Source organism: Pseudomonas sp. MF6767, assembly GCF_016405475.1.
Taxonomy (GTDB): Bacteria; Pseudomonadota; Gammaproteobacteria; order Pseudomonadales; family Pseudomonadaceae; genus Aquipseudomonas; species Aquipseudomonas paracarnis.
This window is the reverse complement of the sequence record NZ_JAEKCY010000001.1, coordinates 550649-571306: the sequence shown is the minus strand read 5'-3', so window position 1 is coordinate 571306 and position 20658 is coordinate 550649. Positions and strand designations below refer to the sequence as shown.

The window sequence follows — 20658 nt, the reverse complement described above, 5'->3', positions numbered from 1 at the left end:
ACGATGCCTCTCATGTTGCAGAACATTCCTACCCATGTGATTGCAGGGCCCTTGGGCGCCGGCAAGACCAGCCTGATCAAGCACCTGCTTGCCCAGCGCCCGGCCAACGAGCGCTGGGCGGTGCTGATCAACGAGTTCGGCCAGATCGGCCTGGACGCAGCCCTACTCACACAAGACGATGACGGCATCGCCCTGGGCGAGGTGGCTGGCGGCTGTTTGTGCTGTGTGAACGGTGCACCGTTCCAGGTAGGGCTGGGCCGCTTGTTGCGTAAGGCTAAGCCGGACCGGTTGTTTATCGAGCCCTCAGGCTTGGGCCATCCGGCGCAATTGCTCAAGCAACTGCGGCACGCACCATGGCAAGACGTGCTGGCCGTGCAGCCTTGCGTGCTGGTACTCGATGCCCAGGCGTTGGCGGCGGGCAGGCCGTTGCCGCAGGCACAACAGGAGGCGTTGGCCAGTGCCGGTCTGCTGCTGTTGAACAAGGACGAGACGCTGACTGCGGTGCAACGTCAGGCGATTGAAGCGCAATTACCCGATTGCCCGCTCCATTGGACACGCCAGGCGCGATTGCCACTCGACCAGTTGCCTGGTTTGAAAGCGCAGGCCCAAGTAGCGGTGGATAATCTCGGCGTGCCTGAAGCGGTGGGGCAAATGCCGGCGATCTGGAGTGACCCTGGGTTGCCGATCTGTCTGAGTCAGGGCCAGGAGGGCGGCTGGAGCATTGGCTGGCGCTGGCACCCAAGCCAGCGATTCGATGTCAGCCGTCTGCATCAGTGGCTATCGAGTATCGACTGGCGCCGTGCCAAATTGGTCATCCACAGCGTTGACGGTTGGGTGTCCGCCAACGCTGTGGATAACAGCCCACTGCACTGGCAACCCAGCGCTTGGCGGCGCGATTCACGTGTTGAGTTGATCTTCAGCGCACCACAGGACGTGGCCGCATTGCAAAGCGCCCTGGCAGCCTGCCGTTACTGATGTTTCTTGCTGGCGTGGTCCTGGCGCCACTGGCTCAATTCGATGATCTCGGCGCTGGGCAGCGGCTCCTTGGTTTCGAACGGGTAGGGCGCCAGTTCGATCTGCGCGCTGTGGGCGCCGAATTGGGTGATGACCCCGGCATGCCGGGTTTCGCCGGTCACCGTGAACTCGAAATTATAGATACGCGCCAGGCGTCGGCGGCCATTGGCATCCTTGACGAAACCGATGCGTTTGAGCGCCACGGCACCGTCAAGCAGCTCGATATCGAGCTTGGCGCAATGCTGCTTGACCCGCGCCAGCGCCCGTTCGCGCAGGCCGTGGTTGTGCCAAACCCAGGCGGCGCCGGTGGCCAGCAGCATCAAGACGAAGATGTTTCCCAGGGTCAGCATTCCATGAACTCCAACAAAGTGAGCGCAGCTTAACTGTGTCGCCGGTCTGTCGTACAGGCTGCGTTTAGTCGCATACTGCTCGGCCAGAAATTCAACGGTTTTACGGAAATCTCCCGCATGAAACGTACACCTCACCTGCTTGCGATCCAGTCTCATGTGGTCTTCGGCCACGCCGGAAACAGCGCCGCCGTGTTCCCTATGCAGCGGGTCGGGGTGAACGTCTGGCCGCTCAACACGGTGCAGTTCTCCAACCACACACAGTATGGACAGTGGGCGGGCGAAGTGCTGGCGCCGCAGCAAATTCCTGCGCTGGTGGAGGGTATTGCCGCGATTGGCGAGCTGGGCAACTGTGATGCGGTGCTGTCCGGTTACCTGGGCAGTGCCGACCAGGGCCGCGCCATCCTCAGCGGTGTGGCGCGCATCAAGGCGATCAACCCCAAGGCGCTGTACCTGTGCGACCCGGTGATGGGCCACCCGGAAAAGGGTTGCATCGTGCCGCAGAAGGTCAGCGATTTCCTCTTGGATGAAGCCGCCGCCATGGCGGACTTCCTGTGCCCCAACCAACTGGAGCTGGATAGTTTTGCCGGGCGCAAGCCGCAATCGCTGTTCGATTGCCTGGCGATGGCCAAGGCCTTGCTGGCGCGCGGACCCAAAGCGGTGTTGGTCAAGCACCTGGATTACCCAGGCAAACTGCCAGAAGGGTTTGAAATGCTGTTGGTGACGGCTGATGGCAGTTGGCACTTGCGCCGGCCCCTGCTGGCGTTTCCGCGTCAGCCAGTGGGCGTGGGCGACCTGACGTCGGGCCTGTTTCTGGCGCGGGTGCTGTTGGGTGATAGCCTGGTGGCTGCCTTTGAATTCACCGCCGCGGCCGTGCATGAAGTGCTGCTGGAAACCCAGGCTTGCGCCAGTTATGAACTGGAACTGGTGCGGGCCCAGGACCGTATTGCCCACCCTCGTGTGCGCTTCGAAGCCACACCGATCAGCCTGTAAGCACAAAGAACCCAATGTGGGAGCGGGCTTGCCCGCGATGGCGGAGTCTCGGTCAAAGCGATGTCGACTGAACCACTGCTATCGCGGGCAAGCCCGCTCCCACACGTTTTTGAGTTGAGTCGCCGCTTGGAGTTTACGGCGCGTCGGCTTTGATCTCCCGGTAGCGCTTTTCCAGTTCCTGACGAATCTGCCGACGCTGCTGAGCCTGCACAAAGCGGCGCTTGTCTTCGCTGTTCTGCGGCTGCAACGGCGGTACGGCGGCAGGTTTGCGCTGGTCGTCCACGGCCACCATGGTGAAGAAGCAGCTGTTGGTATGGCGCACCGAGCGTTCACGGATATTCTCGGTCACCACCTTGATGCCCACTTCCATCGACGTATTGCCGGTGTAGTTGACTGACGCCAGGAAGGTCACCAGCTCACCGACATGAATCGGCTCGCGAAAGATCACCTGATCTACTGACAGCGTGACCACATAACGACCGGCATAACGGCTGGCGCAGGCATAGGCCACTTCGTCGAGGTACTTGAGCAGCGTGCCGCCGTGCACATTGCCAGAGAAGTTGGCCATGTCAGGGGTCATCAGTACCGTCATCGACAGCTGGGCGTTTCCGGGTTCCATAGCACACTCACGGGTTGTAGGCATTGGTTGGGGGGAGGCACCTCTGCGGGTACTCAAAGTCTTTGCAGCGCCATCCCTAACGGGACGCCGTCAGGCGGCTTGCCGTCACGCGCGCAGCGATCTGTTTCCATATATTGCACCGGCTTTCCAGCAGAAGTCCCGGTGTTACCCTTCAAAAGCCCTTCTCAGGGCTTTTCTTACGATCAAGGCAGACTTTTCCGACCCTTCAAAGGCGAGGCCGGAAGTGGGAAAAGCGCCGGCACCCTCAAGGAGCCCCTCGCCATGCACGCCATCAGCTTTATCCAGGACTTGGCCGTGATCATGCTGGTGGCAGGGGTGGTCACCATCCTGTTTCACCGCTTCAAGCAGCCGGTGGTGTTGGGCTACATCGTCGCCGGCTTCATTATCGGCCCCCACACCCCGCCGTTTGGCCTGATCCACGATGAAGACACGATCAAGACCCTGGCGGAGTTGGGAGTCATCTTCCTGATGTTTTGCCTGGGCCTGGAATTCAGCCTGCGCAAGCTATTCAAAGTCGGGGCCACGGCGTTTATCGCGGCGTTCCTGGAAATCGTGCTGATGATCTGGATCGGCTACGAGATCGGCCGCTGGTTCGACTGGAGCACCATGGACTCGCTGTTCCTCGGCGCGATCCTGGCAATCTCCTCGACCACCATTATCGTCAAGGCTCTCAACGACCTGAAGATGAAAGACCAGCGGTTCGCCCAGCTGATTTTCGGTGTGCTGATTGTCGAGGACATCCTGGGTATCGGCATCATTGCCTTGCTGTCGAGCATCGCCGTGAGTGGCACGGTCAGCTCCGGCGAGGTGTTCTCCACAGTCGGCAAGCTCTCGCTGTTCATGATCGTTGCGCTGGTGATTGGTATTTTGCTGGTGCCGCGCCTGCTGGCTTATGTGGCCAAGTTTGAAAGCAACGAGATGCTGCTGATCACGGTATTGGGGCTGTGCTTTGGTTTCTGCCTGCTGGTGGTGAAGTTGGAATACAGCATGGTGCTCGGGGCCTTTTTGATCGGCGCGATCATGGCTGAATCCCGGCAGTTGATTAAGATCGAACGCCTGATCGAACCCGTTCGCGACATGTTCAGCGCGATTTTCTTCGTGGCGATTGGCTTGATGATCGACCCGCAGATCCTGTTGCAATACGCCTGGCCCATTGCGGTGATCACCGTGGCCGTGGTGCTGGGCAAGATGCTGTCTTGCGGGCTGGGTGCGTTTATCGCCGGCAATGATGGTCGCACCTCGCTGCGGGTGGGTATGGGGCTGTCACAAATTGGCGAGTTTTCTTTCATCATCGCGGCGCTGGGGATGACCCTGCAGGTCACCAGCGACTTTCTGTATCCCGTGGCGGTGGCCGTTTCGGCGATCACCACGCTGCTGACGCCCTACCTGATTCGTGGCGCGGACCCACTGTCATTGAAGATCGCGGCGGTGATGCCCAAGCGTATGAGCCGAGTGTTCGGCATGTATGGCGAATGGCTGCGCAGCATTCAGCCCCAGGGCGAGGGGGCGATGTTGGCCGCGATGATCCGCAAGATCATCCTTCAAGTCGGGGTAAACCTGGCATTGGTGATCGCAATCTTCTTTGCCGGCAGCTTTTTCGCAGGGCGCATCGGTGGGTATCTGGAAGGCTGGGTCAGCGATCAAAGCTGGCAGAAGGCGTTGATCTGGGGCGGGGCGCTGCTAGTGTCGTTGCCGTTTCTGATTGCGGCGTATCGCAAGCTCAAGGCGCTGTCGATGCTGCTGGCGGAGATGAGCGTGAAGCCAGAGATGGCCGGGCGTCATACCCAGCGTGTGCGAAGGGTGATTGCGGAGCTGATCCCCCTCTTGTCGCTGCTGGTGATCTTCCTGCTATTGGCAGCCTTGTCGGCCAGTATTCTGCCGACCAACAAGTTGCTGGTGTTGATTGCCGTGGTCACGGCGGCGGTGGCTGCAGTGCTCTGGCGCTGGTTTATCCGTGTGCATACGCGGATGCAGGTTGCGTTGCTGGAGACGCTGGATAACCACAAGGATACGGAACACTGACTGGCGTTGGCGGGGGCTGCTTTGCAGCCCAGCGGGAGCAAGCTCCCTCGCCACAAAAGCCGGTTGCCAGAGGTCAGGGGATTCAGCTTTCCAGCCAGACGTCCCGTGCCCAGTGCCACACCGATTCCCAGGTTTCTTCAGTAACCAGTTCTTCCTCACCGGACCACAGCACGACGGTGCCGTCTTCTTCGACGCAATAGTAGTCGTCGCCGTCCTGGCAGATAGGGATCAGGCTGCGATCAACACCGGCATCCCAGGCGTTGGCGGCAACGTCTGGCAGGTAAGTGTGGGACTGTGGGTCGGTGACGGTCACCGGCTCCAGGCTGCCGTAGACCACGTCACTGACGGTCAGCAAGAATTCACGGAAGACAAAGGGGATGTCGATGAACAGTTGTTCCTCGATTTCCACCAGCAGGTCTTCGTCAGGCAGCTCCAAAGGCACCGGGACCGGTTCGTTGGCTTCACGCAGTTGTTCGATGATTTCTTCCACGGCCGGGATCCTCTTGCTAGATGGCGCGGTTTATAGGGGCGTTTTATACAGTAGCTCGCTATAAGTGCAACCGTGAAATAGAAAACCCCGGACATGTCCGGGGTTTTTGTTACCGCTTGCTCAAACGCGCAGGTATTAGCCGTTCTGGCGGATACCGGCGACCAGCCATGGCTGGTCGTCGCCCTGGGCGCGTTCCATATTCCAGCTTTCGCTGAACACTTCGCCCTGGTCGAAGCGCGAGGACTTCGACACGCCGCTGAAGGTCAGGGTGGCGATAGTCTTGTCGGCACGATCATCCACGCCATCGAGCTGTACGCGCAGGTCGTCGATGTAGGTCGACTGGAAGGCGTCACCGATCTCGGCACGTTCGCGCTTGAGGAACTCCAGCAACTGCGGGGTCACGAACTCGGAGATCTTGTCCATTTCGTTGGCGTCCCAGTGCTGTTGCAGGGACTGGAAGTGGCTGCGGGCCGCTTCGACGAAACGCTCTTCGTTGAACCAAGCCGGTGCGTTGATCACCGGACGGGCGGCAGGGGCTGCCGAACCACCGAAGATCGAACCCATGGCAGGCTTCTGTTCGAACGCTTCACGCTGCATCGGCGCGCCGGCTGGAGCCAGGTGCTCCTGCTGCTTGCGGCGACGGGCGGCGATAAAGCGGAAGACCAGGAAGGCGATGACGCCCATGATCAGGATGTCGAAGATCTGCATGCCCTGGAAGCCGTCGCCCATGAACATGGACGCAAGCAGGCCACCGGCGGCGATGCCGGCCAGTGGGCCCAGCCAACGCGAAGCACCGCCGGCCTTGGCAGCAGCGCCAGCGGCACCGGCTGCGCCTGCAGTAGCCGCAGCACCGCCGGCACCGGCGGATGGAGCCATTTGGCTGGTCTGGTGAGTCGGTGCCGCGCCCGAGCTTTTGCCGCCACCGAAGCGTTTGGCGTTGGCGTCGAGGCTCATCGTCAGGCCGATGCACAACGCCATGGCGATGCTAAGAAAACGTTTCATATAGGGAATTCCCATTTGTGGATTGCACGCGCGCCATGTTGCACAGGTGTCGTGGCAGAGGCTAGCGGCATAATGTTTCGGGCTTTTGCGTAAGACCAAATCCGAAGGGTCTGTAGGATCAATTACAGATATTGGCCCGCACGCCTCTAAAACAAGGCTGGGCCAATAATCTTCATGTTACGCAGTGTTTCATGATGGTGGGCTTATTGTGGCCAGAGATTGCTCCCGCTGGGCTGCGCAGCAGCCCCAAAAAACGGGCGCGCTGCGCACGCCAGCGGAAGCAATCTATGGCCACAGGTGATCAGCTCAGACCGCTTCGAGCTTGGCGTAACCCATCATCAGCCACTTGCTGCCCTCGGCGAAGTTCACCTGCACCCGCGCCTGGGCGCCTGCGCCTTCGAAGTTGAGGATCACGCCTTCGCCGAAGATCGCATGCTTGACCTGCTGGCCCAGGCTGAACGGGGTTTCCGGTATTTCGGAACCGGCAAACATGCTGCTGGAGTTCTGTTGCTGGCCACCGCCGAACGGGCGGCTGACGCTGTTGGACAAGCGTACTTCCTGGATCAGCCCCTTCGGCACCTCACGTACGAAGCGCGACACCTTGTTGTAGGTTTCGCTGCCATACAGGCGTCGGGTCTCGGCGTAGGTCATCACCAGGTTCTGCATCGCCCGGGTGATGCCCACGTAGGCCAGGCGGCGTTCTTCTTCAAGGCGGCCGGGCTCTTCCAGGCTCATCTTGTGAGGGAACAGGCCTTCTTCCATGCCCACCAGGAACACATAAGGGAATTCCAGGCCTTTGGCGCTGTGCAAGGTCATCAGCTGGATGCTGTCTTCATGCTCGTCGGCCTGGGTATCGCCGGCTTCCAGCGAGGCGTGGCCCAGGAAGGCGGCGAGCGGCGTCAGCTCTTCGTCGTCCTCGGTGTTTTCGAACGCACGGGCGGCGCTGACCAGTTCCTCAAGGTTTTCTACCCGGGCCTGGCCTTTCTCGCCTTTTTCCGCTTCGTGATAGGCGATCAGCCCGGACTGCTCGATCACGGTCTGAGTCATCAGGTGCAGCGGCATCTCTGCGCACTTGGCGGCCAGGTTCTCGATCAGCTCGACAAACACCCCCAACGCCCCCGCAGCACGGCCAGTCAGGCCTTTGTTGGCGATCAGCAAGCGCATGGCTTCCCACATCGACACATCGGCATGGCGCGCATGGTCGCGGATCGCTTCGACGGTTTTCTCGCCAATGCCACGCGCCGGGATGTTGATCACCCGCTCCAGCGCTGCATCGTTACCACGGCCTTCCAGCAAGCGCAGGTAGGCCATGGCGTTCTTGATTTCGGCTCGTTCGAAGAAGCGCTGGCCGCCGTAGATGCGGTACGGGATGCGCTCGCGCAGCAAGGCCTCTTCCAGCACCCGCGATTGGGCGTTGGAACGGTACAGAATCGCGATATCGCTGCGGGCCAGGCCGGTTTTCAGTGCGCTTTCAATGGTTTCGACCACGTAGCGCGCTTCATCGTGCTCATTGAACGCCGCGTACAGGTTGATCGCTTCGCCTTCGCCGCCGTCGGTCCACAGCTCTTTGCCCAGGCGCCCGGTGTTGTTGGCGATCAAGGCGTTGGCCGCCTTGAGGATCCCGGCGGTGGAGCGGTAATTCTGCTCCAGGCGGATGGTCACCGCGTCCGGGAAGTCTTCGGAATACTGGTAGATGTTCTCGATTTTCGCGCCACGCCAGCCGTAGATCGACTGGTCGTCATCGCCCACCACCATCAGGCTGTCACCGCCCTTGGCCAGTAGACGCAACCAGGCGTACTGCACGGCGTTGGTGTCCTGAAACTCGTCCACCAGGATATGGCGGAAGCGTTTCTGGTAATGGGCCAGCAAACCGGGGTTGTCGCGCCACAGGTCGAGGGCACGCAGCAGCAGTTCGGAGAAGTCGATGACGCCAGCGCGCACGCAGGCCGCTTCATAGGCCTCATAAATGCTGCGCATTGTGGCCAGGAACAGGTCGCCGCTGGCTTGGATATGTTGCGGGCGCAGGCCCTCGTCTTTCTGGCCGTTGATAAACCACTGTGCCTGGCGCGCCGGCCAGCGTTGTTCGTCCAGGCCCAGTTCGCGGATCACGCGCTTGACCAGGCGTTGCTGGTCGTCGCTGTCGAGAATCTGGAAGGTCTGGCTCAGGCCGGCTTCCTGCCAATGCGCCCGCAACAGGCGGTGCGCCAGGCCGTGGAAGGTGCCCACCCACATGCCCGCCGGGCTGATGCCCATCAACTGCTCGATGCGATGACGCATCTCGGCAGCGGCCTTGTTGGTGAAGGTCACCGACAGGATGGAATGCGGGGACGCGTTTTCGACCTGGATCAACCAGGCGATACGGTGCACCAGCACTCGGGTTTTACCGGAGCCAGCACCGGCCAGGACCAACTGACGGCCAACGGGTGCCGCTACGGCCTGGCGTTGGGCATCGTTGAGAGAGTTCAGCAAAAGAGAGAGATCATCGCGCATCGACGCATTCTATGGGCCTTGGGGGGCCTGGGCAAATCCCAATGCCGGATGGTCGATGCAAAACGCCTGCAAGCTATCGACGGGCGAACATTCTGACGGGGGTGATGACCGGTTGGTCATCGCCCGCAGCCCATGCCGTGTCTTGCTCAAGCGGTCTGGGCCAAAGGTTTGCGGCCAATCGCAGGAGGTTTTTTATGACTTGTAGCAGTTTGGCCCAGGCGCTTGCTTGTGTATGCTCCGTCGACGTTTCGGGCTCACCATTATAAGAACACCGCCTATGACCCTTAGCACCGACCTGTTTGGCCCCTCGCCGGCCCCGGCACAGGTCATCCGTAAACACTATGCAACCGAAATCGCGGTTGAGCGCACGCGCCTGCTCTATCAGGGCTCGTTGCTGCCGACGCTGCTGATGCTGGTCAACGGCCTGGTCTGCGCCTGGTTACTGTGGAACCCCAATCAGTACCTGCTGGACAGCGTCTGGCTGCTCTGGTTGCTCGCCCTGGTGGCGATGCGCGTGATTCAAGTGGCGGCCTTTGATTCGGCCATGCCCAGCCGGCAGGCCCAGCCCGTGTGGCGCCGTATGTTCATGCTCGGCTCGGCGGTCAGTGGCCTGACCCTCTCGGTTGCGGCTATTGCCCTGGTGCCCACGGACAGCTTCATGCATCAGGCTTGGGTGTTTGGCCTGATTGGCGCCGCCACCTTGTCGGCCAGCGTGGCCTATGCCGTGAGCTTTTGGGCCTACCTGTCGTTTGCCTTGCCGTGCCTGGTGCCGGCCATCGTCTACCTGTTCTGGAATGGCACACCGCAGCAACAAGGCTGGGGCGTGCTCGGGCTGATCCTGCTGGCGTCCCTGAGCCTGGTCGCGTGGCAGGTCAACCGCCTGATCCAGCGCGGGTTGTTGCGCCGTTTCCAGAACCAGGCCCTGATCGAGCATTTACAGCAGGCGCAGCAACGCAGTGAGCAGTTGAACCAGGACCTGGTGCGCGAAGTCGAGCAGCGCCGCGAGGTGGAGCAGAACTTGCGTGAAGCCCAGGTCGGTCTGCAAGATCGTGTGGCGCAACGCAGCCAGCAATTGGATGCTGCCAGCCTCGCCTTGAGTAAAAGCGAAGCGCGCCTGGCTATGGCCCTGCAAGCCAGTGAACTGGGCCTGTGGGACTGGAACCTGCAAACCGACGAGGTCCACCACACGCAACTCAAGGAGTTGTTTGGCCTGGAGCCCGAATACGTCACGGCGATGCTCAGCCACCTCAAACCGCGCCTGCACCCCGACGATCTGCCACTGCTCAAGCACGCACTGGTAGAGCATCTCAAAGGCCGCAGCGAGGACTATCAGGTGGAGTACCGGATACGTCATGGCGATGGGCATTGGGTGTGGATCGAAGACCGCGGGCGCGCCGTGGAGCGCACACCCAGTGGCCGCGTCGTCCGTATGCTGGGCACGCGCCGCGACATCAGCGCCGGCAAGGCGGTGGAGGAGCAGCAACGCCTGGCTTCGACGGTGTTCGAGGCGGCCAGCGAAGGCATTGTGATCCTCGACCCGAACTACGCGCTGATCGCCGTGAACCAGGCGTTCAGCCGCGTCACCGGTTTCGACATCGACGACATGCTTGGCCGCAACGTCGTGGAACTGCCCAGCAGTCGCGATGCGCGGCGCCACTTCCCGCTGATCCGCCAGGCATTGCTCAGCCACGGCACCTGGCAGGGCGAATTGGTGGAGACGCGCAAGAACGGCGAACTGTACCCGCAATGGCTACAGCTGAATGTGGTGCGTGATGTACGGGGGAACGTCAGTCATATCGTAGGATTCTTCGCCGATCTGTCCGCCCGGCGCGAGTCGGAAGAGCGCATGCGCTACCTCACCCACTACGACGAGTTGACCGGCCTGGCCAACCGCTCGCTGTTTCGCGAACGGCTGCGCGAAGCTCACCAGCGGGTGCGCCAAGGCGGTCGCAGCCTCGCGCTGCTGCATATCAACCTCGACCGCTTCAAATTGCTCAATGACAGCCTGGGCCATGAAGTGGCCGACCAACTGCTGCAGAAAATGGCGCGGCGCTTGATCAACGCGCTGCCGGAGGCCGACACCATTGCGCGCCTGTCCGGTGATGAATTCGCCGTGTTGTTTGACGCCTATGGCAACCTATCGAGCCTGGCGCGGGTGGCGACCCGGCTGCTGGCGAAATTGCGCGTGCCGGTGAATGTGGAGGGGCATGAACTGGTGGTCAGCGCCTCGATGGGCGTCAGCCTGCTGCCTGATAACGCACGGGAGATTTCTGCACTGGTCAGCCAGGCGAATATGGCGATGCAGCACGCCAAGCATTTGGGCGGGAATAATTTCCAGTTCTTCACCGACAGCCTGCAAGCCAGCACCCTGGAGCGTTTGCAGCTGGAAAACCACCTGCGCAAAGCCATCGACGAGCGTCAGCTCACGGTGTTTTACCAACCCAAGCTGTGCCTGGTCACTGGCAAGCTGAAGGCTGCCGAGGCGTTGGTCCGCTGGGAGCATCCGCAATGGGGCATGGTGCCGCCGAGTGACTTTATCGGTTTGGCGGAAGAAACCGGCTTGATCGTGCCGTTGGGCGAATTTGTGCTGCGCCAGGCCTGCTGGCAGGCCTGCGAATGGCAGCGTCAGGGGCTGGCGCCGATTCGCGTGTCGGTCAACCTGTCGGTGCATCAGCTGCGCCAGGGCAAGCTGGTCAGCCTGGTGCGCCAAGTGCTGGAGGAAACCGCACTGGACCCGCAGTACCTGGAGCTGGAACTGACCGAAAGCCAGTTGCTCGACAGCGTTGAACACATCATCGCCACCTTCCAGCAATTGCGCGACCTGGGGGTGAAGCTGGCCATCGACGACTTTGGCACCGGTTATTCGTCCCTCAGCTACCTCAAGCGTATCCCGGTGGACTACGTAAAAATCGACCAGGCCTTTATCCGGGGGCTTGGCCAGGGGCGCGAGGATGCGGCCATCACCCGTGCGATCATCGCCATGGCCCACGGGTTGGCGCTCAAGGTAGTGGCCGAAGGAGTGGAGGATCAGCAGCAGCTGGATTTCCTGCGCGGTGAGCAGTGTGACGAGGTACAGGGTTACCTGATCAGCCCGCCCATGAGGGCCGAAGGGCTGGCGGATTTGTTACGCAAAAACGCAGATTTTTCTTAACGCAGCGTAGGCCGCCTTTATGGCTACATAGCGCCTGCCCGCTGAATCAGAGGGGAGCAGGGCGATTTAGTGATGCATCTAACGGGCAAAACGACAATTCTTGTAGTATAACTACAAGCTTGCTACATCCCTGGCGCCTGCCAATAACAAGAGTCCTGCCCTTTGAACCTGTTGCAACATATCGCCCAGTCGCGCCACCTGTTACGCAAATCGGAACTCAAGGTTGCCGATCATGTGCTGCTTGACCCTGCGGCCGTGATGCACAGTTCCATGGCCGACTTGGCCCACAGCGTGGGCATCAGCGAGCCGACCATCGTGCGCTTCTGCCGCGCCATTGGTTGCTCCGGCTTTCAGGACCTCAAGCTCAAGCTGGCGCAAAGCCTGGCTGCCGGTGCGAGCTTCGGCCAGTTTGCAATCCATGAAGACGACTCCGTCGCCGACTACAGCCTGAAAATCTTCGACACCACCTTGCACACCTTGATGGAAGTGCGTGAGAAGCTCGACCCGGTGGAGCTGCAAAAGGCCGTGACCGCAATGTCCCAGGCCCAGCGCGTCGAGTTCTACGGCTTCGGTGCGTCCGGCGCGGTGGCGGCCGATGCCCAGCACAAGTTCTTCCGCCTGCTGCTGACCGCCGCGGCCTACAGCGACCCGCACATGCAGGCGATGTCGGCGGTGACCTTGAAGCCCACTGACGTGGCCATCTGCATTTCCCAATCAGGTCGTTCCAAAGACCTGCTGATCACCGCCAACCTGGTGCGTGAGAGCGGCGCGTCGTTGATTACCCTGTGCCCGAGCCAGACGCCATTGGCGGAGTTGTCCACGGTGAACCTGGCGATCGACGTGCATGAAGACACCGAAATCTACACGCCGCTGACCTCGCGCATTGCCCACCTGGTGGTCATCGACGTGTTGGCGATGGGCGTGGCCATGGCCCGTGGCCCGAGCCTGGTCAACCACCTCAAGAGCGTGAAGCGCAGCTTGCGTAGCCTTCGCCTCTCGCCAAAATCCGTCAAAGCCCTCGACGACTAAGCCCAGGCCATACTCGGTCAAAGTGTGGGAGCTGGCTTGCTGTGGCGAGGGAGCTTGCTCCCGCTGACTGCGCAGCAGTCTCCGGCTTTTTGGGGGCGCTTCGCACCCCAGCGCAAGCAAGCTTGCTCGCCACAGCGAACCAGCTCCTACAGGGAGTTTGCGTCAATTTCGCAAGATTCATCATCCTGTAATCCCCGCGCCGCCAAACCGTCATCCCCCACGCCCATCCTGTACTCCCCGTACTCGCATTGGGAGACTCCAAATGACCCGGCCCTACGAAGACAGCAACAGCACCGTCAAGACCCGTCGTCAGCAGGAAGACCAGCGCCGCATGGCGTTCCGTCGCGCCATCGAAGACCGTTGCGAGGAGCGCCAGTTGCTCCAGAGCATCAGTGACTACCCGGAACTGCATTGGCAGGCACCCGTGGCTGCCCAGCGAAACGCTCAGCCAGCGCGCTGATCTGCACCCGTTCGCTGCGAATAAAGCCCAGGAACGCATGGGCCACCGGTGACAGGCGTTTAGCCTTGGCCTGCACCAGGCACCAACTGCGGTACAGCGGCAGTTCTTCCACCGGCAGCTCCTTGAGCCCGCCGGTGGCCAGCTCCAGGTTCAAGGCGTGGCGCGTCAGCAATGCCACGCCCAACCCTGCACTCACACATTCACGCTGCGCCTCGGCCGAGGCCACTTCCACCGTCTGGGTGAAGTGCACGCGTTTTTCCTTGAAGTATTCCTCGCAGGCCAGTCGCGTGCCAGAGCCCGGCTCGCGGATGAGCAGGGTATAAGGCTCCAGGTCCTGCAAGCGCAGTGGCCCTTGCAGGCTCAACGGATGATCTGGCAGCGCCACGGCGACAATAGGATTGTTGAGAAACGGCAGGAATTCCAGGCCCATGTCCTGGGGCACCATGGACATGATCACCAGGTCGTCGCGGTTGTCCGAGAGCCGGCGGATCACCTGGGCACGGTTGACCACCGTGAGCTGCAATTGCACTTCCGGATGCTGGCGCTTGAAGGCGGCGAACAGGTGCGGCACGAAATACTTGGCGCTGGACTCCACCGCCAGTTTCAGTTGGCCTTGCAGTGAACCCTGCATGTCCGACAGCTGCATATCGAGGTTTTCCAGGCGCCCGAAGATGTCGCGGCTGGCCCGTTGCAAAGCTTCGGCGGCCTCGGTCATGTAGAGTTTTTTGCCGACATAGTCGAACAGCGGTTGGCCGATCAGTTCTTCCAGCTGGCGAATTTGCAGGCTGACCGCCGGTTGGGTGAGGGACATTTCCTCGGCGGCACGGCTGTAGGAACGCAAATCACACACTTCATTGAAGATCTGCAATTGACGCAATGTCATACGCATCAATGACTTACGCATTTTATAAAGCCTCGGCCCCTTGGTGTTCCAGCCAACTATAAGTCTTTACTTATACACAACCCAATAATTATTGATTTTTGTTAATTCTCCTGTGCGCATAGTGTGTGTCTCGCGACTGTCATGAAACATTTGGTCACGCGCCGGCCCGGCTGCAACGGGTCGAAGCACGCAAATCGGCTCAAGGGAATTTCCAAGTGATAAAAAAGATCCTGATCGCCAACCGTGGTGAAATTGCCGTACGAATCGTGCGTGCCTGCGCCGAGATGGGCATTCGCTCGGTCGCGGTTTATTCGGACGCCGACCGCCATGCGTTGCACGTCAAGCGTGCCGACGAAGCCCACAGCATCGGTGCCGAGCCACTGGCCGGTTACTTGAACCCGCGCAAGCTGGTGAACCTGGCGGTGGAAACCGGCTGCGATGCGCTGCACCCCGGCTACGGCTTCCTGTCGGAAAACGCCGAATTGGCAGATATCTGTGCCGAGCGCGGCATCAAGTTCATCGGCCCCTCGGCAGAAGTGATTCGCCGCATGGGCGACAAGACCGAAGCGCGCCGCAGCATGATCAAGGCCGGTGTGCCGGTCACGCCGGGCACCGAAGGCAACGTTGCCGACATCCACGAAGCCCTCACTGAAGGCGACCGTATCGGTTACCCGGTGATGCTCAAGGCCACCTCCGGTGGTGGCGGCCGTGGCATTCGTCGTTGCAACAGTCGCGAAGAACTTGAACAAGCCTTTCCCCGCGTGATTTCCGAAGCCACCAAGGCCTTCGGTTCGGCGGAAGTGTTCCTGGAAAAATGCATTGTTAACCCCAAGCACATCGAGGCGCAGATCCTCGGTGACAGCTTTGGCAACGTGGTGCACCTGTTCGAGCGTGATTGCTCGATCCAGCGTCGCAACCAGAAGCTGATCGAAATCGCCCCCAGCCCGCAACTGACCCCGGAACAGCGCGCCTACATCGGCGATCTGTCGGTGCGCGCCGCCAAGGCCGTGGGCTACGAGAACGCCGGCACCGTGGAGTTCCTGCTCGCAGAGGGCGAGGTGTACTTCATGGAGATGAACACGCGGGTGCAGGTGGAACACACCATCACCGAAGAAATCACCGGCATCGATATCGTTCGCGAGCAAATCCGCATCGCCTCCGGCCTGCCGTTGTCGGTCAAGCAGGAAGATATCCAGCACCGTGGTTTCGCGTTGCAGTTTCGTATCAACGCTGAAGACCCGAAGAACAACTTCCTCCCAAGCTTCGGCAAGATCACCCGTTACTACGCCCCTGGCGGCCCCGGCGTGCGTACCGACACGGCGATCTACACCGGCTACACCATCCCGCCGTTCTATGACTCCATGTGCCTGAAACTGGTGGTGTGGGCGTTGACCTGGGAAGAAGCCATGGACCGCGGCCTGCGTGCCCTGGACGACATGCGCCTGCAAGGCGTGAAGACCACTGCCGCCTATTATCAGGAAATTCTGCGCAACCCGGAATTCCGTAGCGGCCAGTTCAATACAAGCTTTGTGGAAAGCCACCCTGAGCTGACCAACTACTCGATCAAGCGCAAACCCGAAGAGCTGGCCCTGGCCATCGCCGCCGCCATCGCCGCCCACGCAGGCCTGTGAGGAATATAACAATGAGCAAGAAGATCTTCGTAACCGACACCATCCTGCGCGACGCCCACCAATCGTTGCTGGCCACCCGCATGCGCACCGACGACATGCTGCCGATCTGCGACAAGCTCGACAAAGTTGGCTACTGGTCCCTGGAAGTCTGGGGCGGCGCGACCTTCGACGCCTGTGTGCGCTTCCTCAAGGAGGACCCGTGGGAGCGCCTGCGCCAACTGCGTGCCGCACTGCCCAATACGCGCCTGCAAATGCTGCTGCGCGGCCAGAACCTGCTGGGCTACCGCCATTACAGCGACGACGTGGTCAAAGCCTTCGTGGCCAAGGCGGCGGTCAACGGTATCGACGTGTTCCGCATTTTCGATGCAATGAACGACGTGCGTAACCTGCGCGTGGCCATTGAAGCGGTGAAAGCCGCTGGCAAACATGCACAAGGCACTATCGCCTACACCACCAGCCCAGTGCATACCGTGGAAGCGTTCGTGGCCCAGGCCAAGCAATTGGAAGCCATGGGCTGCGACTCCATCGCGATCAAGGACATGGCCGGCCTGCTCACGCCCTACGCCACTGGCGAACTGGTCAAGGCACTCAAAGCCGAGCAGAACCTGCCGATCTTTATCCATTCACACGACACCGCCGGCCTGGCCGCGATGTGCCAACTCAAGGCCATCGAAAACGGTGCCGACCACATCGATACGGCCATCTCCAGCTTTGCCTGGGGCACCAGCCATCCGGGCACCGAGTCGATGGTCGCAGCCCTTAAAGGCAGCGAGTTCGACACCGGCCTCGACCTGGAACTGCTGCAAGAGATCGGCCTGTACTTCTACGCCGTGCGCAAGAAGTACCACCAGTTCGAGAGCGAATTCACCGCCGTCGACACCCGTGTGCAAGTCAACCAGGTGCCGGGCGGGATGATCTCCAACCTGGCCAACCAGCTCAAAGAGCAGGGCGCTCTGAACCGCATGAGCGAAGTGCTGGCCGAGATTCCACGAGTGCGTGAAGACCTCGGCTTCCCGCCACTGGTAACGCCGACCTCGCAGATCGTTGGCACCCAGGCGTTCTTCAACGTATTGGCCGGCGAGCGCTACAAAACCATCACCAACGAAGTGAAGCTCTACCTGCAAGGCGGTTACGGCAAGGCGCCGGGCACGGTGAACGAAAAACTGCGCCGCCAGGCCATCGGCAGCGAAGACGTGATCGACGTGCGCCCGGCGGACTTGCTCAAGCCGGAGATGACCAAGCTGCGTGGCGAAATCGGCGCATTGGCCAAGTCCGAAGAAGACGTGCTGACCTACGCCATGTTCCCGGATATCGGGCGCAAGTTCCTCGAAGAACGCGATGCCGGCACCCTGGCCCCTGAAGTGTTGTTGCCGATCCCGGAAGCGGGCGGCGTGGCCCGTGCTGGCGGTGAAGGTGTACCGACCGAATTCGTTATCGACGTGCACGGCGAAAGCTACCGTGTGGATATCACCGGTGTCGGTGTAAAGGCCGAAGGCAAGCGTCACTTCTACCTGTCCATCGACGGCATGCCGGAAGAAGTGGTGTTCGAGCCGCTAAACGAATTTGTCAGCAGCGGCGGCAGCAAGCGCAAGCACGCGACCGAACCGGGCCATGTCAGCACGGCGATGCCGGGCAATATCGTCGATGTGCTGGTCAAGGTCGGCGACGTGGTCAAGGCCGGCCAGGCCGTGTTGATTACCGAAGCCATGAAGATGGAGACCGAAGTGCAGGCAGCGATTGCCGGCAAGGTCGCCGCTGTTCATGTGGCCAAGGGCGACCGGGTGAACCCTGGGGAAATCCTGATCGAGATCGAAGGCTGATTACTCAGCCTTCCAACTACCGCTTAAACCTCGGGGGGGCATGTGCCCCCTTTTTTTTGCTGATTTTTTGACCATCAGGCGGTGATTGCCGGGCTCTCCTTGCGTTTGAATTCGACAAAAATGCCCTTCGGGGTGTAGATCAATTCAGGTTCCAGGGTGGTCAGGTTACTGCTGATGGCGCCGAACCTCCCATCAATGGTGGTTGCTTTGGCGATGGGTAGCTGGCGCTTGAGCAACTCGTCGCTCTCTGGCTGTACGTCAAGGTGCAGGGTGGGGTTCCCCAACGTTAATGTGTTGCCGACGTTCAGCACGGAGTGCTGTTGATCCACGCCGATTTTGAAATTCACGCTCGATCCTGGTTTCAGATTCAGATCATTGGTGATCCTTGTCCGCGCCGTAATCGCGGGGTCGAGCAGCAGGGTGCCGGCTACGTTAAGATTGTCGACGTTACCGCCGGAGTAGCTCGCGCCCGGCTCGATATCCATTGTGCCCTTGATCCCACTACGGTTGATCAACGTCGCGTCGCTGTACACCTTGCCTTGTCGGTTGGCGTGCAGTGCACCGGTCAGCTCCCAGGAGCCTTTGCCGACCCACAGATGCTGCATTCTTGTCGCCCCTTCAAAAGTCCCTCCTTCAGCATCGTCGAGAATCACCTGATTGGTGCCACTGCCCCCATCCACTTCGCCGTTGAAACGGCTGCCTTTCTTGATAATCAACAGATCGTCACCGCCTCCCATGTCGAGGGCTACGCCGTTGCCGCCGGTGATAACGCCCTGATTGGTCACTTCATCGGCTTTATTTCCGTCCAGCTTCACACCCGTGCCTGTTGCACCGGTGATGCCCCCTCGGTTATCCAGCCAGACAGAGGTGAGCCCGGAGCTGACCAAGCCATGAACAGGCGCCTTGATCTGTACATCCGGGCTGTTGACGATTTCAACGGCTGTCATGAGGTGGGGGTTAGCCAGATTGGCGTCGCTTTGGGTCAGTTTGGCCAAGTGGTCGATATTCATACCGTGACTGCTCGCTGAGCCTGGGGTAGTCATGAGTTTGATGGTATGGGTATTGAGCAAGCCATTGGACGGTTGGCTATGGGCAGTCTTGAGCTCGCCAGACAACGCTGGCGGGTGTGCAGGTGGCTCTGCTGGTGTGGCCGGGGTGACGGCAGCGGCGAGGGACTGGGTGCCATGGGCAAACAGCATGCCCATGGAAGGGATATACGAGAATGGCGAGATCATGGTTTCCGGCCTCTTCGGTGTAGGAGGCCGGAGTGTAGCGAGCACAATCACCGGCTTAATGTCAGGCGTTGTAACCGGCTTGAGCGTGAAGTTTCCTCAGTTGCTGTCTTAAAACCCCATCTTCCATTCGCCTACCAGCCCATGGTTACGGCTGTTACTGCCGACCTCAGCGGTGTACGCGACGCTCAGTGCCTGATGAGCAGAAAGGCCTATGTCCAACCCCGTGCGCAGGGCCAGGCTGTCGCGGTTCAGCGAGACGCCATCGACGGTGAAATCACTCTTTTCTCCGGTCAGGTCAATCAGTCGGGAAGATTGCTTCACGCTGCTTTGCACGTCGCCGTAGAGGTGCTTCCAGTGGGTGCTCAAATGCGGGGACAGGCTCATGTTGTTATCAAAACGATAAAGGCTGCCCAAGCGAAGCCCCAGGGTGCTGCTGAGGTTTTGCTGGGTTTGCGCACCGACATTCAACGCCGCAAAGCCGCCTTTTTCCTTGAAGCCTTCACGATGGTAGCGCTGGTACCCCAAGCCTGCGAACGGCTCGACGCTTAACGTATCCTTGCCCAGCTGGTAGCCCATTTCGCCAAACACGGTTTGGCTTTGGGCCGTGTATTTGCCTTTGAGTTGCTCGCGATAACCCAAGAAGTCGATATCGACACCGCGTTTGTTTTGCCCGTCATGGTTGCTGTAGATGGCACCCAGGCGCAGAGCCAGCGGGCCGTCCTGGCGTACGGCGTATGCGCCCAGATGCCAGCTGTCGAGCGCTGCTTTGAAACGCTTGTGCTCAAACTCGCTTTCGGATTTGCCTCCCACCACACCGGCACGCCAAGCGTGATCGACTGCCCAGTCGGCGCCCAGAACAACGCCCTTGGTGCTTTGCTGCAACCCGACGCTGCCATATTGGCCGTCAAGTTTGCCGTTGTGGCTGAGGCCTTTTACCCAGATGCGGCCATCGGCATCGTCTGCGACGTTTGCTGGCAGGTCGCGCAGGACCGAGAGCAGCGTGTCGCTGACCTGTTGCGTGCTCATTTGGGTGGCTGCGGCAAGGTTGGCGTTCTGGCTGCCCGCGAGTTGTTCGAGGGCCTGAGCGACCTTCCCCGGTGCGAGGTTATTGAGGTATTCGCCGATATTGCCCAGTTCGTACCTGTCCCAGGGGGTGAGTTTGTCTGATTCAAGTAGCGATTTGACCGCCGCGTCAACGGCCAGGGCCAGGCGCTGGCCGTTGCGAGTGTTTGTGTGTTCGGCCAGGTAAAAATCGACGGGGGCGTCTGTCGAAAGGCGATGCAAGACGCCGTCACGATTGATTGACCCGGTCAGTTCTGTGATCCCGGACCGATCGAACACGTGTTCCACGCTTCCCTGCGCTTGGGCAAATTGAATGCTGCTGGCGGCCAGCCCGAAGGACATGACGAGCACGAGTCGCTGTAAGGTGAATGGCATGCAGTCCCAACCTC

Annotated in this window: 16 protein-coding genes; 8 read left to right on the top strand and 8 right to left on the bottom strand. The window is 60.5% G+C overall.

Annotated features, from left to right (window positions below):
- The first annotated feature begins 12 nt into the window (after window positions 1-12).
- Window positions 13-975 carry a CobW family GTP-binding protein gene (locus JFT58_RS02585; protein WP_054896082.1) on the top strand — a complete coding sequence of 321 codons (963 nt, stop codon included), beginning with the start codon at window positions 13-15 and terminating at the stop codon, window positions 973-975.
- On the opposite strand, the gene JFT58_RS02580 is transcribed toward JFT58_RS02585, so the two are convergent.
- Complete coding sequence (locus JFT58_RS02580; protein WP_003195752.1) at window positions 969-1364, bottom strand: DUF3301 domain-containing protein; 396 nt, start codon at window positions 1362-1364, stop codon at window positions 969-971. The genes JFT58_RS02585 and JFT58_RS02580 overlap by 7 nt on opposite strands.
- A gap of 117 nt (window positions 1365-1481) precedes the next feature.
- Between JFT58_RS02580 and pdxY the strand changes: the two genes are divergently transcribed.
- Window positions 1482-2354 (top strand): pyridoxal kinase PdxY, encoded by an 873-nt coding sequence (pdxY, locus tag JFT58_RS02575; protein ID WP_198834286.1) that lies wholly within the window; start codon window positions 1482-1484, stop codon window positions 2352-2354.
- A gap of 133 nt (window positions 2355-2487) precedes the next feature.
- Here the strand turns inward: pdxY and JFT58_RS02570 are convergent, their stop codons facing one another.
- Window positions 2488-2973 carry an acyl-CoA thioesterase gene (locus JFT58_RS02570; RefSeq protein WP_003195747.1) on the bottom strand — a complete coding sequence of 162 codons (486 nt, stop codon included), beginning with the start codon at window positions 2971-2973 and terminating at the stop codon, window positions 2488-2490.
- Window positions 2974-3255: 282 nt separating this feature from the next.
- Here JFT58_RS02570 and JFT58_RS02565 point away from each other — a divergent pair, with 282 nt between their 5' ends.
- Window positions 3256-5016 (top strand): cation:proton antiporter, encoded by a 1761-nt coding sequence (locus tag JFT58_RS02565; RefSeq protein ID WP_054896081.1) that lies wholly within the window; start codon window positions 3256-3258, stop codon window positions 5014-5016.
- An 82-nt stretch (window positions 5017-5098) separates the two neighbouring features.
- Here JFT58_RS02565 and JFT58_RS02560 read toward each other — a convergent pair whose 3' ends face one another.
- The 3 genes from JFT58_RS02560 to uvrD all read right to left on the bottom strand — a co-directional run bounded on the left by JFT58_RS02560 (window position 5099) and on the right by uvrD (window position 8998).
- Entirely contained in the window at window positions 5099-5506 is a 408-nt protein-coding gene (locus JFT58_RS02560; RefSeq protein ID WP_034129154.1) for an SMI1/KNR4 family protein, read from the bottom strand.
- A 135-nt stretch (window positions 5507-5641) separates the two neighbouring features.
- On the bottom strand, window positions 5642-6508 hold the full coding sequence (locus JFT58_RS02555) for a Tim44 domain-containing protein (protein WP_003195740.1): 867 nt from the start codon (window positions 6506-6508) through the stop codon (window positions 5642-5644).
- A 306-nt stretch (window positions 6509-6814) separates the two neighbouring features.
- On the bottom strand, window positions 6815-8998 hold the full coding sequence (uvrD, locus tag JFT58_RS02550; RefSeq protein WP_014720554.1) for a DNA helicase II: 2184 nt from the start codon (window positions 8996-8998) through the stop codon (window positions 6815-6817).
- Between the two features lie 277 nt (window positions 8999-9275).
- On the opposite strand from uvrD, the gene JFT58_RS02545 reads away from it, so the two are divergent.
- The 3 genes from JFT58_RS02545 (at window position 9276) to JFT58_RS02535 (ending at window position 13638) form a co-directional block, all read left to right on the top strand.
- The gene (locus JFT58_RS02545; protein WP_054896080.1) at window positions 9276-12149 is read left to right on the top strand and encodes a putative bifunctional diguanylate cyclase/phosphodiesterase; all 2874 of its coding nucleotides are present in this window, start codon (window positions 9276-9278) and stop codon (window positions 12147-12149) included.
- A gap of 162 nt (window positions 12150-12311) precedes the next feature.
- Window positions 12312-13178: a transcriptional regulator HexR gene (gene hexR / locus JFT58_RS02540; RefSeq protein ID WP_003177007.1), complete on the top strand. Its 867-nt coding sequence runs from the start codon at window positions 12312-12314 to the stop codon at window positions 13176-13178.
- A 262-nt stretch (window positions 13179-13440) separates the two neighbouring features.
- A complete protein-coding gene (locus JFT58_RS02535) occupies window positions 13441-13638 on the top strand; it encodes a PA3496 family putative envelope integrity protein (protein WP_073526287.1) in 198 nt (65 codons plus the stop codon).
- Here the strand turns inward: JFT58_RS02535 and JFT58_RS02530 are convergent.
- Entirely contained in the window at window positions 13568-14542 is a 975-nt protein-coding gene (locus tag JFT58_RS02530) for a LysR family transcriptional regulator (RefSeq protein ID WP_034129151.1), read from the bottom strand. The two genes, JFT58_RS02535 and JFT58_RS02530, sit on opposite strands and share 71 nt — an antisense overlap.
- 194 nt (window positions 14543-14736) lie before the next feature.
- Here JFT58_RS02530 and JFT58_RS02525 point away from each other — a divergent pair, with 194 nt between their 5' ends.
- The gene (locus JFT58_RS02525; protein ID WP_003195732.1) at window positions 14737-16152 is read left to right on the top strand and encodes an acetyl-CoA carboxylase biotin carboxylase subunit; all 1416 of its coding nucleotides are present in this window, start codon (window positions 14737-14739) and stop codon (window positions 16150-16152) included.
- Window positions 16153-16163: 11 nt separating this feature from the next.
- Window positions 16164-17972, top strand: coding sequence for a sodium-extruding oxaloacetate decarboxylase subunit alpha (gene oadA / locus JFT58_RS02520; RefSeq protein ID WP_034129149.1), 1809 nt, complete (start codon window positions 16164-16166; stop codon window positions 17970-17972).
- Between the two features lie 74 nt (window positions 17973-18046).
- Here oadA and JFT58_RS02515 read toward each other — a convergent pair whose 3' ends face one another.
- Both JFT58_RS02515 and JFT58_RS02510 read right to left on the bottom strand, forming a co-directional pair.
- Window positions 18047-18982, bottom strand: a complete 936-nt coding sequence (locus tag JFT58_RS02515) for a hypothetical protein (RefSeq protein WP_127880328.1) — start codon at window positions 18980-18982, stop codon at window positions 18047-18049.
- A gap of 333 nt (window positions 18983-19315) precedes the next feature.
- The gene (locus tag JFT58_RS02510; protein WP_054896077.1) at window positions 19316-20644 is read right to left on the bottom strand and encodes an autotransporter outer membrane beta-barrel domain-containing protein; all 1329 of its coding nucleotides are present in this window, start codon (window positions 20642-20644) and stop codon (window positions 19316-19318) included.
- Window positions 20645-20658 lie beyond the last annotated feature (14 nt).